The following is a 17985-nucleotide window of genomic DNA, read 5'->3' on the forward strand; positions in this document are numbered from 1 at the left end:
AGGACTTATGATGACGGAAGCGAACCAGCACCACATTCTGGCGATCGGCGGTCACGCGGGAGATATGGATCTGACAGCAGGCGCGGTTATTGCTAAATATACGCAGGCAGGACATAAAGCGACATTTTTGCATCTGACACCTGGAGAAAAGGGGCATCCCCGTATGACTCCCGAAGATTATGCAAAGCAGAAGATAGAGGAGGCGCACCAATTCGCTGATATCGTCGGGGCCGATGTCCGGTTTCTTGCCTATAAGGACGCAGAGCTTCCGCTCAACGAGGAGGTCAAGTACCAGGTTGCCGATGTCATCCGGGAAGTGAAGCCGGATATCATCATTACCCATTGGAAAGGGAGCATTCATAAAGATCATTCCAATACGCATTACATTGTGGAGGACGCCCGCTTTTATGCCGGCCTGAAGACGATCGAGCGCGAGCTGCCTTCGCATTATGCGCAGCATTTGTACTACGCCGACAACTGGGAGGATCCGTACGATTTTCATCCCGAGGTGTTTATCGATATTCCGGATGAAGCCTACGAGACATGGGTCAAGGCCATGAATGTATATGCCTATGCGCGCGGAGAAACCTATGGCTTTCCGTTTATTGAATATTACAAGGCGCTGACCATCGTTCGGGGTGCCCCGAACAACTTCAAGCGGGCGCAGGCATTCGCCGTACCGCAAGGGGCTTTAACAAAACGATTGCAATTTTTCTGAATGAGGATTATGCAAAAATCCAAAAGAGCGACTTTCAATCAGCGATATATTGAGCGAAACGGTTTAATTCGTCTATATATCGTACCCGGGAGCGGCTGGAATCAAATTTTGCATAATCCTGAAAAAATATGCTATACCATCCATCGATCTGGAAGATTAACTAATAAAATCGTAAAAAAATTGTGAGAAATGACAAATCACTCGCTGACATAGTTCTTATCTTCTGGTATAATGGTCTCTGTTACGGGGGAACACGTACGGAATCATATAGAGAATACAACAAGGGAGGCCTTCCATTTCGGAAGGCCTCTTTTCCTTTTTAAGTCGGCAGGGTGCCGTTCAGGGACTGGAAGCCCGTATGGATCCGTAATGGAGCATGTGCTTGTTCACTTGTTTAAAATAGGTATTTCTCCAAGCAAATTTTTCAAATATATGGCGTCCCACGGCATATGCTCCGTTATACCTAGTCCTACGACATCCGTTTCCTCAGATAGCTCTTTCAATAGTTTAAGCAGTTGAGGCAGTTGCATGGTTCCGGCAGGAGACAGATCAAAGGGATCTTCAGGATTTGCGAATAATAGAGAACGAAATGCTTTTGGATCAAGCACGTCTAGATCAAGATGAATCGCCAGGTGCTTAATGCCGTGCTCTTTGATCCATTTTTTGATCGGTTCCGTACTGTTCGCTAACTCTTCAGAACTGGCCGTTCGAATACCTAATCGTTGGATGACCTCTGTATCTGCTTCTGCAGTAGTTATTCCCAGTCTTTGAAATGCCTCTGAAATCACTTCCGCTTCTTGCTCTGTAGGCGCCGCTAATCCGGCGATAAAGACATGATCAGGCTTTAGCGGGACTTTTACATGTTGTGCGAAATCCTTATCTCCTTCTCCCAAAAGATTTCCGAGCGGCAGCGCATGTCCGTTATCGTACCCGACGTAATTAACCAAATCAGAGTGAGCATCGATCCAAATTAAACCTAATTCGCCGCCATATCGTTCGTTTAAATAGGCAAACGGGGCTTGTTCCACTAAACAGTCGCCGCCAAACATGACAATGCGATCCGGTTTATGAGCATCAATGAGATGCTGTGCGGATTTTAATTGTTCGAGCAGCTGGGTTCTTCCATGCATGCCGTTCTCCTTCTCAAGCGGAGTTCCATCATATGCTTGAACAGGCACATGAATAAGGGGCTGGTCATTGTCGGGAGCCAGCCAGGCAAGCAGCTCTGCTCCAAAAGAGTAGTTAGGGTTATTGCCTCCTTGCCATTGCGGCATTAACAGACGAATGGTTTTTTGAGTCATGTATTTATCTCCTTTACTTCAAAGTAAGGCAAGTATAAAATGAGCACAAATAAAAATGTAGTACGCACAAATATGATAGGTACTACCCGAAAGGATAGTGTGAAGATGAGCATGGCTGAATATAAAGGCAAGGTGAAGCATATTCAAGACACGCCATTTGGTTACACCTTGTCGGTGATTGGCGGCAAATGGAAAATGGTTATTATTTACCTTTTGGCAGAAAACCAACCGGTCCGGTTCAATGATCTGAAAAGGCAAATAGGAGCGATTACTTATAAAACATTGAGCTCCCAGCTAAAGGAACTGGAGGCGGACGGGTTGGTGAACCGGAAGGAGTATCCTCAGGTTCCGCCTAAAGTCGAGTACAGTCTTACTGCTAAGGCGGAAACGCTATTACCGGTATTGGAAGGATTATGCGAGTGGGGAGAGAAGAATCGCAGCCATTGAATCAAGGAGGCCTGCGAAGCCTCAAGAGAACGATAATCAGCGTACGGTACCGGATGCAGTAGGAGCCTGACCTTCCTCGAGTCCATTTCGCACTTGAAATTCATGAAATCCATGGTATGATTTAATTAAAGAATCTTGAATTAAAGATAATTAGTAAATGCTTTATGGGTATTCTATGAAAATAAGCTGAATGGACCGAAAGGAGATTTGTCATATGGAGCATCAACATATTTATCGGAAGGGCACGTCCGCCGAGGCGCCGACCCTGCTGCTGCTGCACGGTACCGGGGGAAACGAGGAGGATTTGCTGCCGCTGGCCGAGATGGTGTCGCCGGCCTCGAACGTGCTGGGCGTCCGCGGGAATGTGCTGGAGAACGGGATGCCGAGATTTTTCCGGCGTCTGGCCGAAGGCGTTTTTGATGTGGAGGATCTCGTAAAACGGACCCAGGAGCTGCATGCGTTTCTGGACTGGGCGGCGGAGAAGTATGAATTCGACCGCAGCCGGATCGTGGCCATCGGGTATTCCAATGGCGCGAATATCGCGGCCAGCCTGCTCTTCGACCGGGGGGATGCACTGCAAGGGGCAATCCTCCATCACCCGATGGTTCCGCTTCGCGATAAGACGCTGCCGGATTTGAGCGGCGTGCCGGTGTTCATTGCGGCAGGACGGCGCGATCCGATCTGTCCTCCGCAGGAGACGGAGGATCTGAATGAGCTCCTGAGCGGAGCGGGCGCCGACGTGAAGCTGCACTGGGAGAACGGCGGCCATCAGCTGAGCCGGTCCGAGGTCGGCATGGCGTCCTCATGGTTTAAAGAGAAGTTCCTGCAAGGGGAGCAAAGGTAAAAATTAAAGGGAATCTGATCAAAATACCGTCAATGCGTTGACGGTATTTTTTTTATACTGAAACCATCCGAAACAATCGAGGTGGTCGGACATGGCACGCACAATGAAAAGCTCGCCTCCTCCGGGCCTGCACGAGGCCGGCAACAACAGGGCCGGCACCAACAGGCGCAGGGGCTTCGGAAGGAGTCTCCGGCGGGGAGAGCAGCTATGGGGAATGGTTTTTATCAGTCCGATGCTGATCGGCGTCATGATTCTGGTCCTGTTCCCGATTATCGCAACGCTGGTGCTCGGTTTTGCCGATTGGAATTTCGTGCAGGGCTGGGACGGCATCCGGTGGGTCGGACTGCAGAATTTCCGCAGTCTGCTCGAGGATGATATCTTCTTAAAGTCCATCCGAAACAACATGATCTTTCTGCTGACGGTCCCGATCTATATGATCATCTCCATGGCGCTTGCGATCCTGATCGACCGGCATGTGTACATGAAGGGATACTTCAAGGTCGCTTACTTCATGCCGTACATTTCGAACATCGTCGCGGTTGCGGTCGTGTGGCAGGTGCTGTTCCAGCCTTCCTACGGTCCGATTAACGAGGTGCTGCGAAGTATCGGCATCGCGAGCCCGCCCAAATGGATCGCCGATCCGAACTATGCGCTCGTCTCGATCATGATGATCTCGGTGTGGATCTCGATCGGGTTCAATCTGATTATCTACATTGCCGGCCTGCAATCCATACCGAAGGACCTGTACGAGGCTGCCGAGATTGACGGGGCGAATGGATGGACCAAATTCAGGCGGATTACGCTGCCGCTGTTGTCGCCGACATCCTTTTTCCTGCTGGTAACGGGAATCATCTCGACCTTCAAGGTGTTCGACATTATCGCTGTCATGACCCAGGGCGGGCCGATCGGATCGACGACGATGATGGTCTGGTATTTGTACGACACGGCGTTTGTGAATTTGAAGGTTGGGTATGCATCGTCCATTGCGGCCGTGCTGTTCGGCTTCGTCATGCTGATCACGCTCGGGCAGTGGGCGGCCCAGAAGAAATGGGTCAACTACTAGAGAGGAGGAGGAAACCATGCACACGCTACTTCGGGCCGACTGGCGCAAGGCGTTCGTGACGGCGGTCATGTTCGCGGTCAGCATCCTGTTCCTGCTCCCTTTTGTCTGGATGCTCATCACTTCCTTCAAGGTGGAAAAGGACGTCTTCGTTTACCCGATCCAATGGATCCCGAGGGAATGGAACGCCATTGAAAATTACAAGGAGGTGTGGTTCGGCGATTACCCGTTCTACCTCTACTACTGGAATTCGATCAAGGTCAGCCTGCTGACCACCGCGATTTCGGCGCTGGTGTCGGCGCTGGCGGCCTACGGCTTCTCGAAAATCCAGTTCGCCGCAGGAAAATGGCTGTTTCTGATCGTACTTTTCACCTATATGATTCCGGGTCAGGCAATCCTCATTCCGCAGTTTATTTTGTACCGCAATATCGGTCTGTTCGATAACCATTTCGGCCTGATCGTGCTCGGCAGCTTTAGCGTGCTGGGAACGTTTATGCTGCGGCAATTTTTCATGGGCGTGCACCAGGAGTTTATCGAATCCGCGAAAATCGACGGAGGCAGCCATCCGCGCATTTTCTGGTCGATCGCGCTGCCGCTGGTCAAGCCAGCCGTTGCAACCTACGCCATTCTCCGGTTTATCTGGACTTGGAACGACTATCAGAATCCGCTGATTTTCCTGCGCACCGACGGGCTGTTCACCATTCCGCTGGCGATGCAGAAATTCACGTCATTAAGCGGCGAATTCTATTCCCTGATCATGGCCGCTGCGGTCTCGGCGATTTTTCCGCTGCTCATCGTGTTCATCATCGGGCAGAAGAGCGTCATTGAAGGCATTGCTTTAGGAGGCGTCAAGGGCTAAGGCCGAATCGGCCGGCCTGCAATAGATCAACAGCTACGACCCATCATCACGGGATCCAATCGAAAACATGGGGAGGTTGCAATCGAATGTTGAATAAGAAATGGCAAGCCGGCTTGCTGGCCGGCACGCTGCTGCTCGGGCTGCTGTCGGGGTGCGGCGGCGCGAAGGAGCAAACGGCGCAGGGAGAGAGCGGGCAAGAGGGCGGCAAGATCAATCTCAGACTGTATACGTACGGCACGGAGGAAGCTTACAATTGGAAGGAGACGCTGGCGGCGTACGAGGCGAAGACGCCCGGCGTGACAATCGAGCTCGTCCAGCTCAGCGAGAAGGGGGACACCCAGGAGGCCTTCAAGAAGCTGGATCTCGAAGCGGCATCGTCGGCGCAGATGGACATCCTCATGTTCAGCGACCCGGCCGGTTATGCCCAGCGGGTGGCGCTTGGGATGGCGGAGCCGCTGGATGAATATATCGCCAAGGACGGCTTCAGCGTGGAGGAGGACTACAAGGTCGACACCCGTCTGGATGGAAAAGTGTATGCGCTTCCCGGTAAATTCAATCCGTGGTACGTGCTGCTGAACAAGGACCATCTTAAGGAGGCGGGGCTTGCCGTTCCGACCGACTGGACCTGGGACGACTATGCGGATTACGCGAAAAAGCTGACCCAAGGCGAGGGCTCTGCCAAGCGTTACGGAACGTATTTTCACGGGCCGCAGGGCGGCGGATGGCTGGAGTTTCTGAAGCTCAAAATGGCGAACCAGCCGCAGGACACCGACTTTTTGAAAGCCGACGGCACCTCCAATCTGGATAACCCGACCTTCCGCGAGACGCTGGAGCTTCGGGTGCGCATGGAGAAGGAGGATCAATCCTCCGTGCCGTACACAGACATGATTTCGCAGAAGCTGAATTACCGGACCCAATTCTTCAATCAATCGGCGAGCATGATCACGATCGGCAGCTGGATGAACACGGAGATCGGAGGAACCGATAAAGTGCCCCTTGAGTTCGAGGTCGCCGTCGCCCCGTTCCCGAAAAACAAGGAGGGCGATCCGACCGGACTTACGCCGGTAACGACCGACTACGTAGCTGTTGCCGCCAAGTCCAAGCATAAGGAGGAGGCTTACAAGTTCGTCCGCTGGTACACGACCGAAGGTCAGGTTGTCCAAGGCAAGAACATTCCGGCATGGCAGGGTGTCAAGAGCGAGCAGGTCGAGAAAATCATCGACACCATTCTCGCCGGAACGAAAAGTCCGGAGAAGGTCGACAAGAAATCGCTCATCGATACCCTGGTTGCTTCCAAGGCTTCCGCCATCGTTCCGCCGGCTCCGTATCAAGCCGAGGTCTATGAGGCGATTAACGAGGAGTACGAGAAGCTCATTCTCGGAAATCAGGATATCGATCAGACGATCCGCAATTCCCAAGAACGTGTGAACAAAATTATCGAATCTAACCAAAAATGATCTGATATAATGACAGAAAAAACCAAAGGGGCGAAATCTTCGTCCCTTCTTGGCATCAACAGAAAGTTTGAGGATCTCGGGGTGAAGGACATGTTGACCCGGCTGAAGAGGTGGGTGCCGAGCTCCATCCGCCATAAGCTGATCTGGGCGTCGGTTGCCTGCATCGCGGTGCCGGCACTCGTCAGCTTAATACTCTACAATGCGATGACGAAGGAGGCTTTGAAGGAGCAGGCCGTACAGAATGCGAATGACGCGCTCCAGCTGATCCGCGGCTCGGTGACGAATCTGCTCTCAAGCAAGCTGAATATCGCCAATTACATTCAGGTGAATTCCACGTTGAACTCGTATTTCAAACAGGTCGCCTCCGGCAATGAGGAGGCCGATCCATACGATCGGTTCGTGGAATCCCGACGTGTGCTGGAGCATATCGAAAGCTTGACGGTCGTAGGCGAGCCCAGCTATGTCACGGTGCTGCTGACCAGCGGCGCCTATTACATGAACTATTCCGTAAGCGATTACAATCCGCTTGATTATATGGACCAGCCCTGGTTCGACCGGATCCACCGGCTTCAGGGGCTGGAGTCGCTCTGGGTTGGACCCGAGGAGACGGTATTTCGCTCCGACCGGATGGATCATCCGTATCAGCTGTCCGTCGTTCGAACGCTCCGGCTTCCGGATTCGGATATCTACGGGTATGTCATCGTAAGCTTTACGGAGGATCAAATCAGCCGGATCTTCGACTCCCTATCCGAAGGGAGCGACGTGCTGATGCTGGATGGCAGCGGCATGGTGGTATCCTCCCATCATCCTGAACGTATCGGTACGAAGTTCCCGTACGTGGAGGAATGGAGCGGATCGGCTCCTTACGCGATCATGCCGATGGACGGCGAGAAGCATTTAATGGTGGAGCAGGATATCCCCTTTGCCGGGTGGCGGCTGGTGCTGATGCAGCCTTATAAGGATGCGATCGTTAATATCAATGCGATCTTTAGCCGCGCATTTCTGCTTCAAATGGGCTCCTTTCTGGTTTTTCTCATGCTGCTGATCGGACTTGTACGTACGTTTACGAAACCGCTGGTCCGGCTCGGCAAGGCTACGGCTGCCGTTCAGCGGGGAAACCTGGAGGTGCGCTCGCATGTTCGGGGCAACGACGAAATCGGGCGTCTGGGGCATCTGTTTGACGATATGCTGAGCCGCATCCAGACCATGATTTTCGAAATATCCGACAATCAATCGAGAAAACGAAAGGCTGAGCTGAAAATGCTGCAGGCGCAGATTCATCCGCATTTTTTGTTCAATGTTCTGAATTCGATCCGGATGAAGGTCATGAAGCGGGGGGACCCGGAAAGCGCCAGAATGATCGGCTCGCTGTCGATGCTGCTCCGGATGACGATCAGCCGGCAGGAGGATGAGATCGCCCTCCACGAAGAGCTTGAGCTGATCTCTCATTATCTGGCGCTTATGAATCTGCGACAGAAGGAGGAGGTCAGGCTGGAGCTTGACATCGCTTCGGAGGCTCTGCTGCTGAAGGTGCCCCGCTTCTTCCTGCAGCCGATCGTGGAGAATGCGCTCATCCACGGGCTGAACCGGCGGGCAAGGGTCATCTCGATCACGGCTGTGGTGGAGCCGGGGGGCATCATCCTGCGCGTGAAGGATGACGGTGCCGGCATGGACCCTTCGGTGCGGGAGCGGATCGCCCGCAGCTTGCGCCTCGGCGCGGGCGACGCCATTGCTGATGCGGAAGATGCCGCACGGGGCAGGCCGAGTCCGGTCGTCCCTGAAGGCTTCCAAGGGCAAGGGCAGACAGGGACGGGAGATCGTACGGTGACTGCGAGTTCTTCCGGCGCTGCCGGTGGCGATATGGCCGGTTCAGGTTCGGATAGGGGTTCGGATGCGGGTTCGGATTCGGATTCTCAAGCGCTTCGCACATCGTCTCCCATGGATGCGCCGGGGAGCGGCTTTTCCGGCATCGGCCTGTCCAACGTCATGGAACGAATGCGGATGGTGTTTGGTTCCGGGTTTCAATGCGCTGTTTACAGCGAAGAGGGTCAAGGGACGGTGATCGAAATGTATATACCGGAAAGAGGGAATGCCGATGTATAACGTGATGCTGGTCGATGATGATTATCCGGTGATCGAGCTGCTGTCGGAGACGATATCGTGGGAGGAAATGGGCCTCCGGCTGATGGGAAGCTACGACAACGGATTAAGCGCCTGGGAGTTTGCCAAGACGCAGCCGCCGGACATTCTGATCACGGATATCGGCATGCCAAGGATGAACGGATTGGAGCTGTCGGAACGGATTCGCGAGGTGAAGCCGGATGTGCGCATCGCCATTCTGTCCTGCCACAGCGAATTCCATTATGCGCAGCAAGCGATACGGCTAAGCATCCAGGATTATCTGCTGAAGGAGACGCTGGACCCGAGCGAGCTCGCCCGGCTGCTTGTGCGGTTCAAGCAGGGGATGGATGAGGAAGCCGAGCAGGGCTGGGAGAAGAGCCGGATGCGGCATCTGGCTTCCGAAGCTCAGGAGCTGCGGCGGGAGCAGCGCATGAAGGATTTCGTGCAACAGCCGCTTCTGTCCCCGGAAAAATGGCGGCATGAGCTGTCGGAATTCGGCGTGCTCCGGGGGAATGATCACTGCCTTCCCGTGATCGGCTATCTGGAGGAGCTGCGGCAGATCAAGCAGCGCTTCGCTTCGGAGCAGACCCTCCACTTCGCCCTTGGCAATGTGCTGCGCGAGGTGCTGGGGAGTCTGAAGCCGGAGGCCGTGCATATCCGGTATGACCCAAGATGCTCGCTGTTGCTGTTCTCCTACCGCCCCGGTCTCCGGCATAACGTTTACGATGAGGTCGGAGCCTGTCTAAGACAAGTGCAGTCCACGCTCTTCCGGATCCTGAAGATCCGCATGTCCTTCATCATCGGGACCGGCTGCGACAGCCCTCAGTCGCTGAAGCTGGGCCTCGGGGAGCTGCTGGGCAGCGAGCATCAGCGGTTTTATATGGAGCCCGGGACGATCGAGAAAATCAAGCCGAAGCAAGGCGGCGCCAAAGTGGGCAGCGCCTCCGGCCTGTACGACTGCTATGAACAGGCCAGCCGGGAACTGCTGGAGATGCTGCTTGGCAAAGCCGGGCCGAGCGATGAGGACCCGGCGGACCGGTGGATCTCGCGCATCCGCGAAGCCGAGTACGCTCCCGAAGCCGTCAAGGACTGGCTACTTAAGCTCATGCTTGATCTCAAGCTGAAGCTGAGGCTCCATCTGCTGCCATCCATGCCGCAGACCTATGCGGCCGATACGCTGCATAAAGAGATGATGGACATGGATGCTTTGAGCGAGCTGCATGTCTGGCTGAAGGCGTATCTCGCATCGACGGCCCGCGAGGCCGGCAGAGGATGGGGAGGAAGCCGAAGAACCGAGGTCGCCGAGGCATGCAGGTACGTGTCCCTTCGGCTGGACCAGCGGATCTCGCTTGATGAGGTTGCGGGCTTCCTGCACCTGAATCCAAGCTATTTCAGCCGGATGTTCCGGAAGGAGACGGGAATCACCTTTATTGAGTATGTCACCCGAATGAAGATGGAGCGCGCGAAGGAACAGTTGCTGCGCACCGACCATACCGTCGGGGAAATATGCGAGAGCCTCGGCTATGATAATGTAAGCCATTTCGCGAAGACGTTTAAGTCCCATGCCGGGGTAACCCCGGTGGAGTATCGGAGCCGCTTGAGCGTTTGATTGTTTTGAGCATTTTAAGCGTTTGATGAAGGCTGGACGAAAATTGGAGGGGGAACGGTACACATGGAGAAGAATCGGGAGCTTGGCTCTATCGTTCGCGGGATGGCCCCGGCGGATCTGCGGCTCTATTACCCGGGCGGAGATCAGCGACGCTTCTGGCAAGGCGTCCTGAGCCATCCGGCATACCGGAGCGCGCTCCGGGAGATCGAAGAGGAAGGCGTGCGCTTGTCGCAGGATTCGATCCCCCAGCTGACCTATGGGCTGTTCGCGTTGTATGAACGGCAGGGGACGAGGCTCGAGTATGAGCGGGTTTACTTCGAACGCAGACGGAGAATGAACACGTTCGCGCTTCTGTCGCTTCTTCACCCGGAGCGGGAGGATTATTTGACGTCTCTGCACGACATCCTGTGGGCAATATGCGACGAATATACGTGGTGCCTGCCCGCGCATGTGGATGCCTCGTCTGCGGAGAAAATCCGGGGGACCATCGATTTGTTCAGCGCCGAGACCGGGTTCGCCTTGAGTGAAATCCGTCTGCTGCTCGGAGATATGCTGCCACCGCTGCTTCATTCAAGGATAGCTGACGAAGTGAACGAGCGGCTGTTCAAGCCCTTTCTGGATCACATGCACGGTTGGGAGACGGCGACCCACAATTGGTCCGCCGTGTGTGCGGGCTCTGTCGGCTCGGCCGCGCTATTGCTCGTGCAGGATTCGGAGCGGCTAACCCAAATCCTGAAGCGTACAGAAGCGAGCATGGCTTGCTATCTTCAGGGCTTCGGTGCGGATGGCGCTTGTCTGGAGGGTCTCGGCTACTGGAATTACGGCTTCGGTTATTTCGTTTATTATGCCGATCTGCTGCGCAAACGCAGCCGGGGAGCGATCGACTGGCTCCGGGAGGAAAAGGTTTCGAAAATCGCTTTGTTTCAGCAAAAATGCTTCCTTGGCGGCGGGGCGGTCGCAAACTTCTCCGATTCCCAGCCGCGTGCTGCCGTCCAGACCGGCTTGTCCCACTACTTAGCGGGAATCTATGAGGCGTTCGAATCTCCGCCCCTCTCCCTTTCGGCGGGGTATCGGGAGGATCATTGCAGCCGCTGGGCACCGGCCCTGCGGAACCTCATCTGGCTGGATCCCGGGAGAACGGGAAAGGAGTGGGGGGAGGCCGACTATTATTTGGAAGACGCCCAGTGGCTCATTTCCCGGGTCGCGTCCGGTCATGAGCGATACGGGTTCGCGGCCAAGGGAGGACGAAATGACGAGCCTCACAATCATAACGACCTCGGGCACTTTATCCTGTACGGTGCGGGGGAAGTATGGTGCTCGGATCTGGGATGCGGGGAATATACGGCCGACTACTTCGGCGAAGGGCGGTACGGCTATGATTGCAACGGTTCCCAGGGGCATTCCGTGCCGGTGATCAACGGCCGGGGGCAGAGCGAGGGGCCGGACAGCGAAGCGATCGTGCTCGAAGCGTCACTGGAAACGGAAGAGGATCGGCTGCGGCTCGATTTGACGAAGGCATATCGCGAACCCGAGCTGCTTGGACTTATACGGACGATGGTATGGAACAAAAGGAGGCCGCAGCCCGAACTGACCGTCATCGACGAGTATCGCTTCAACCGACCGCCGGACAGCCTGCTTGAGCGAATCGTTACGCGGGTGAAGCCGGACATCCGGCTCGAGGACGGGGAACATGCGGTCGTTCTGGGGGGCAGTAAAGGGAAAAGCGGATTGGTCATCCGATATGACGATGGTCGGCTGACGGCCGCCGTTCAGGCACGTACGTATCGTGATCATTACGGCAAGGAAGCGTTGTGGTATGCGGTTGATTTTGAGGTGAAGCAGCCCGAAACGGTCATGGCGCTGGCGTTCGAGTTTCGATTCATTTAAGTCAAAATAGGCGAAGGAGAATGAAGATGAAGACGGAAGCGGCATTGGATTGGAAGACGGAAGCATGGATGAAGGCGCTGGCGAAGACGCAGCGGAACGTCAAGCGCATTGGAGACGGCTTCCCGCATGCAAGCCAGAACGGAAGGTATGAGCTGGAGGCGCCGCACTGGTGGACTGCCGGCTTCTGGCCGGGCATGCTGTGGCTGCTGTACACCGGCAGCCGGGACGAGGAGCTGCGCGCTGCTGCGGAAGCCTGCGAACGACGGCTGGATGACGTACTGAACGATTACGTGCGGCTGGATCATGATCTCGGTTTCATGTGGACGCTGACCAGCATGGCGTCCTATAAGCTGACCGGAAACGAGACGTCGAAGATTCGGGCGCTGAAGGCGGCGAATTATTTGGCCGCACGCTTTAATATTAAGGGCCGGTACATCCGGGCGTGGAACCCATGGATAGAAGGGGAGGACAACGCCGGGCTGGCGATTATCGACTGCTCGATGAACACGCCGCTGCTGTTCCTGGCTTCGGAGATCAGCGGAGATCCGCGGTACCGGCATGTGGCGGAAGCGCATATGGATACGGTCGTTCGTGACTTTGTCCGTCCGGACGGATCGGTCTATCATATTATCCGGTACGATCCGGCAACCGGCGAACGCCTGGAAGGCCTCGGCGGGCAGGGCTATGCGCCGGAATCGGCCTGGTCCCGGGGAACCGCCTGGGCGCTGTACGGCTTGACGCTCGCCTATCATCATACCGGAAAGCAAATTTATCTGGATACAGCGAAGACGGTCGCGCATTTCTTCCTGGCGAATCTGCCGGAGGATCATGTGCCGTATTGGGATTTCCGCGCACCGGATGAAGCGAGGATTTACCGCGATTCTTCCGCCGGCGCGTGCGCGGCCAGCGGTCTGCTGCTGCTCGCGGAGAAGGCTGGGGCCGTGGAGGCATCCATTTACCGAACACCGGCTCAGCGAATTCTTGAATCGCTGTACCGAAACTATGGTGCTTGGGACGATGACAACGAGGAGGGCTTGATCCTCCACGGAACAAGCCATGTGCCGGAGGGGCGCAATATCGACGTGCCGCTCATCTATGGGGACTACTTCTTTGTGGAAGGCTTGGCTCGGCTTCAGGGACAGGGGCCGTTTTACTGGGAGTAGCTTTATTAGGTAGCCGCGCCGTGCGTACGGCTTCCTATGGGTACGGTGTGTGGACGGTATGGTGTATGGTCTGAAGTAAAGCCGCTGCCCGGCCATATGTCCCGGGCCCGGAAAGATGAAGCTTGGCGAAGGAGCGTGAAGCAAAATGAGTCTTCAAGGTAATATGAGCATAGATAGGACGAACTGGCCTGCAGCCGGCGCTGGCCTGCACCCTGTTGCGGGGAATCCGCTAAAGACCCGGCAGGATATGTACCGTGCTCTCGGCGAGCTCCTTGCACCCCTGCAGCCGTATTACAGCAAAGGGTACGCGAGACTGTCCATCGGGAGCACAGGCACGGGGTATTCGGCGAATGTCGCCGAGATGGAGGGCTTCTCCAGGGTGCTCTGGGGACTTGTACCAGCCATTGCCGGCGGAGGTCATGAGGAGCTGTGGGAGCGGTGCCTGGACGGCATCCGCACAGGCACGGACCCGGAACATGAGGAGTACTGGGGAGAGGTCACCGATTATGATCAGCGGCTTGTCGAGATGGCGGTATTCGGTTTGGCGCTGGCACTTGTGCCGGACCGGATTTGGCATCCGCTGAACGAGCGGGAGCAAGCCAATCTGTACCAATGGTTGAATCAGATCAATAGGCACCCTTGTTATGACTGCAACTGGCTGTTCTTCAACGTGCTGGTTAACATCGGCTTCCGGAAGGCGGGCCTTCCTTACGATGAGGAGCAGGTGGAACGAAACCTGAACCGGATCGACGAATTCTATCTGTCAGGCGGGTGGTACAGTGACGGTGTCGGTGGACACTGCGATTACTATGGGCCTTTTGCGATCCATTACTATGGTCTGGTCTATGCCCGGCTGATGGCAAATGAGGACCCGAAGCGCGCCGAGCGGTATCTGGAGCGGGCCGCTGCCTTTGCTTCGGACTTTGTCTATTGGCATGCGCCGGACGGTGCCGCCATCCCCTACGGCCGGAGCCTGACCTACCGGTTCGCGCAATCCGCCTTCTGGTCGGCGGCGGCATTCGCAGGTATGGACGGATTCAAGCCGGGCGAGCTCAAAGGCCTCGTGCTGAGAAACCTCCGTTGGTGGTTCCGGCAGCCGATCTTCGACCGCGGCGGCATCCTAACGATCGGGTATGCCTACCCGAACCAGATCATGTCCGAAAATTATAATTCGCCAGGCTCCTCCTACTGGTCGCTAAAAACCTTTCTCGTACTGGCGCTGGCCGAAAATGACCCGTTCTGGACAGCGGAGGAAGAGGAGCTTCCAACGCTGGAGCGTATCTCCGTGCAGGAGCCCGCGCACCTGGTCGTCTGCCGGGAGCCGGAGACCGGTCATGTGACGGCTTTTAATACGGGGCATTTGTCCTCCAATGAGCATACGCACACGTCGGCCAAGTACGAGAAGTTCGCCTACTCAACTGCCTTCGCGTTCAGCGTTCCGCGTGCGGAATGGGGGCTCTCCCAAGGTGCCTTCGATTCCATGCTCGCCCTCAGCGAAGGGGATCAACTGTTCAGGGTGAAGCGAAAGTGCGAGGAAGCGTGGATTCAGGATCAGGTGCTGTATGCCAGATGGAAGCCTTGGGCGAACGTTGAAGTCCGTACCTGGCTGGTGGCGGGACTGCCTTGGCATATTCGGATTCACCGGATTCATACGGAAAGGCCGCTGGAGGCGGCTGAGGGAGGTTTTGCCTTAGGGCTTGGCGAGCGTGGTGTGGGCTTGACGGAAGGCGGGGGGGCTATCGTTGAGGGTCGAAGGGCTGCGGCCTCTACCCTCTGGGGCGGAAGCTCCGTGCACGGCCTGCTCGGATTTGACGCGGCTGAGCTGATCTATCCGCATGCAAACACGAATCTGCTGCATCCCCGCACCGTTATCCCAACGTTAAGAGCAAGGCTTGATCGAGGCACCCATTGGCTGGTTTCGGCCGTATACGGAAAACCGCGGGATCTTGGATCGACATCCGAGCAAGCGTGCCCTGGACCACGCTCCCATGGTGTCCATTCGGAGGTTATTGCTGGCAATGATCCTGCTGCGAAGCAGCAACGTTTCTCGTTGGTTGCAGGTGCTGATCAAGGTGCGGGTCAGGCTGCCGCGGAGAAGCTTGGAGTACGCATCGGGCAGGGGAACATTATTATCACTTCTCTGTCGGGAATCCCGATTACGATCGCGATGGATTAGGCGGAGTGTCACTGTCCAAACCAGATTACGACTACGATGGATTAGCGCAACGTCTCAAGCGGGTTGCAGGCATTTCACTCTTGGCCGTTTATTTACAGTACGGGTGAGGTTACCCTTCCTGCAAAAAATATGTATGTATCGGGCCGGGGAACTCTCCGGCCTTATCTTTTTTTTGGAAGCTATCTGTTCTTTGAGAAATGGGAGATTGGAAATGTTTTTAGCATCTGCTGCACCTTGTTTTTCGCCTAGGTCAGAATCGTGCGTATGCGGGCGATCAAAATTGCTGCTTAGTCAACGAGTCAAGGAGTCTCTTGTATTCCCCGATGGATATTATTAGAGGGAGCAGCGTATTCCGGGCTAAAATTCGTGTAAAATGACCCGAGAAATTACGATGAAAAGTGTTACAATAGGAGAAATAAAAAAAGTTCAAGGGTAGAGATAAAGGCGATTTTGCCGCCCGGACGGTGAAGTGGAGTGAGAGAAGTGAAGGAATTGCAAGCTGAGCGCAAGGCCGTCAGCATGGAAGATATCGTACGCGCGCACCATGTGCTTCGCGAAGTGATAGTCCGCACCCCGTTGCAGCGGGATGCCGTATTATCAGCCAAATATAATTGCGATGTGTATTTGAAGCGAGAGGATCTGCAGGTGGTCCGGTCATTCAAGATCCGGGGCGCTTACAATATGATTCGCAGCTTGTCCGATGAGGAACGTCGTGCTGGCATCGTATGCGCCAGTGCCGGCAATCACGCGCAGGGCGTGGCATTCTCGTGCAATGCGCTCAACATCAAGGGCAAGATTTATATGCCAAGCACCACCCCGAACCAGAAGGTGAAGCAGGTGAAGCGTTTCGGCGGGGACAGTGTCGAGGTGATTTTGACGGGGGATACGTTTGATGATGCCTATCATGAAGCGATTAAGGCTTGCGAGGAGCAAGGAATGGCCTTTATCCATCCGTTTGACGAAGCGAAGATTATCGCCGGGAACGGAACGATCGGCATGGAGGTTATGGAGGACCTTGATGCTCCAGCTGATTATGTATTTGTGACCATCGGCGGCGGCGGACTTGCGGCCGGGGTGGCGACCTATGTGAAAACGGTGAGCCCATCGACACAAGTCATCGGTGTTGAACCGCTTGGCGCGGCCTCCATGCTTGAGTCGAAGAAGCAGGGCGAGGTTGTCACGATGGACGAAATCGACAAGTTTGTGGATGGAGCTGCGGTCAAGCGCGTCGGGCAGCTGACCTATGATATTTGCAATGAGCTGGTGGACGACATCGTGATGGTACCGGAGGGGAAAGCCTGCACAACCATCCTGGAGCTGTACAACGAGAATGCAATCGTTGTTGAGCCTGCCGGTTCGCTGGCGGTGGCTGCACTGGACATGAACCGGGATAAGATTCGCGGCAAAACCGTTGTGTGCATCATCAGCGGCGGAAACAATGACATCGACCGGATGCAGGAGATCAAGGAGCGATCCCTGATCTATGAAGGGCTGAAGCATTACTTCATGATTAATTTCCCGCAGCGTGCCGGGGCTCTGCGCGAGTTCCTCGAAGAGGTGCTCGGCCCTGACGACGACATCGCCCGGTTTGAATATACGAAGAAGCACAACAAGGAGAACGGGCCTGCGCTTGTAGGAATAGAGCTGCTTCGTCCGGAGGATTACGGCCCTCTCATCGAGCGGATGCAGCGCAAGGGTCTTGACTACACCGAGCTGAACAAGAACATGAATTTGTTCAACCTGCTGATCTGATGCGGGTTAGGTAAAAAAGGAAGCCTCGCGTTGAAAACGTGAGCTTGATGGAGCGGGGAAGGGGCAACCGCTGGTGAGCCAGAGGCGGAAAGTCCCTTTTGGGGACTTGTTGGTGCGTCGCGGCGGGAATTTCCGTGAACAAGTCCCTTTTGGGGACTTGCTGGTGCGTCGCGGCGGGAGATTCTGCAAACAAGTCCCTTTTGGGGACTTGTTGGTGCGTAACGGCGCGAAGTCCCGTGAACAAGTCCCTTTTGGGGACTTGTAAGTGCGTAGCGGCGGGAATTTCCGTGAACAAGTCCCTTCTGGGGACTTGTTGGTGCATCGCGGCGTGAAATCCCGTGAACAAGTCCCTTTTGGGGACTTGTTGGTGCATCGCGCGGCGCGAAATTCCGCGAGCAAGTCCCTTTTGGGGACTTGTTGGTGCATCGCGGCGTGAAATCCCGTGAACAAGTCCCTTTTGGGGACTTGTAGGTGCGTCGCGGCGGGAGATTCCGCTAACAAGTCCCTTTTTGCAGCTAGAATAAAAAGTGGACACCCCTTAGTGATAAAACGATAATGAAACAAAGCAGACGAGAGGGTGTCAAAAAAAAT

The 17985-nt window shown here is 55.3% G+C and carries 13 protein-coding genes; 12 read left to right on the forward strand and 1 reads right to left on the reverse strand.

Annotation, left to right across the window (positions count from 1 at the left end):
* The first annotated feature begins 7 nt into the window (after positions 1-7).
* A complete protein-coding gene (locus J2Z18_RS26825; RefSeq protein ID WP_245256221.1) occupies positions 8-718 on the forward strand; it encodes a PIG-L deacetylase family protein in 711 nt (236 codons plus the stop codon).
* 386 nt (positions 719-1104) lie between these two features.
* Here J2Z18_RS26825 and J2Z18_RS26830 read toward each other — a convergent pair whose 3' ends face one another.
* A complete protein-coding gene (locus J2Z18_RS26830; protein ID WP_007132709.1) occupies positions 1105-2019 on the reverse strand; it encodes an arginase family protein in 915 nt (304 codons plus the stop codon).
* Positions 2020-2124: 105 nt separating this feature from the next.
* Here J2Z18_RS26830 and J2Z18_RS26835 point away from each other — a divergent pair, with 105 nt between their 5' ends.
* From J2Z18_RS26835 to ilvA, 11 genes are all read left to right on the forward strand, one after another.
* Positions 2125-2466, forward strand: a complete 342-nt coding sequence (locus J2Z18_RS26835; protein ID WP_007132708.1) for a winged helix-turn-helix transcriptional regulator — start codon at positions 2125-2127, stop codon at positions 2464-2466.
* 214 nt (positions 2467-2680) lie between these two features.
* Positions 2681-3310, forward strand: a complete 630-nt coding sequence (locus J2Z18_RS26840) for an alpha/beta hydrolase (protein ID WP_007132707.1) — start codon at positions 2681-2683, stop codon at positions 3308-3310.
* Positions 3311-3401: 91 nt separating this feature from the next.
* Entirely contained in the window at positions 3402-4373 is a 972-nt protein-coding gene (locus J2Z18_RS26845; protein WP_007132706.1) for a carbohydrate ABC transporter permease, read from the forward strand.
* A gap of 16 nt (positions 4374-4389) precedes the next feature.
* Entirely contained in the window at positions 4390-5229 is an 840-nt protein-coding gene (locus tag J2Z18_RS26850; RefSeq protein ID WP_007132705.1) for a carbohydrate ABC transporter permease, read from the forward strand.
* 86 nt (positions 5230-5315) lie between these two features.
* The gene (locus tag J2Z18_RS26855; protein WP_007132704.1) at positions 5316-6686 is read left to right on the forward strand and encodes an ABC transporter substrate-binding protein; all 1371 of its coding nucleotides are present in this window, start codon (positions 5316-5318) and stop codon (positions 6684-6686) included.
* Positions 6687-6776: 90 nt separating this feature from the next.
* Positions 6777-8789: a sensor histidine kinase gene (locus tag J2Z18_RS26860; protein ID WP_245256224.1), complete on the forward strand. Its 2013-nt coding sequence runs from the start codon at positions 6777-6779 to the stop codon at positions 8787-8789.
* Positions 8782-10416 carry a response regulator transcription factor gene (locus tag J2Z18_RS26865; RefSeq protein WP_007132702.1) on the forward strand — a complete coding sequence of 545 codons (1635 nt, stop codon included), beginning with the start codon at positions 8782-8784 and terminating at the stop codon, positions 10414-10416. Before J2Z18_RS26860 ends, J2Z18_RS26865 begins: the two co-directional genes overlap by 8 nt.
* Positions 10417-10479: 63 nt before the next feature.
* Positions 10480-12303: a heparinase II/III domain-containing protein gene (locus J2Z18_RS26870; RefSeq protein ID WP_210095587.1), complete on the forward strand. Its 1824-nt coding sequence runs from the start codon at positions 10480-10482 to the stop codon at positions 12301-12303.
* Between the two features lie 26 nt (positions 12304-12329).
* Positions 12330-13466, forward strand: a complete 1137-nt coding sequence (locus J2Z18_RS26875; protein ID WP_210095588.1) for a glycoside hydrolase family 88 protein — start codon at positions 12330-12332, stop codon at positions 13464-13466.
* A gap of 163 nt (positions 13467-13629) precedes the next feature.
* On the forward strand, positions 13630-15642 hold the full coding sequence (locus tag J2Z18_RS26880; protein WP_210095590.1) for a DUF2264 domain-containing protein: 2013 nt from the start codon (positions 13630-13632) through the stop codon (positions 15640-15642).
* A 483-nt stretch (positions 15643-16125) separates the two neighbouring features.
* Positions 16126-17394 (forward strand): threonine ammonia-lyase IlvA, encoded by a 1269-nt coding sequence (gene ilvA / locus J2Z18_RS26885; RefSeq protein ID WP_007132698.1) that lies wholly within the window; start codon positions 16126-16128, stop codon positions 17392-17394.
* Positions 17395-17985 lie beyond the last annotated feature (591 nt).

It is taken from the genome of Paenibacillus lactis (assembly GCF_017873605.1).
In the GTDB taxonomy this organism is placed as follows: Bacteria; Bacillota; Bacilli; order Paenibacillales; family Paenibacillaceae; genus Paenibacillus_AQ; species Paenibacillus_AQ lactis.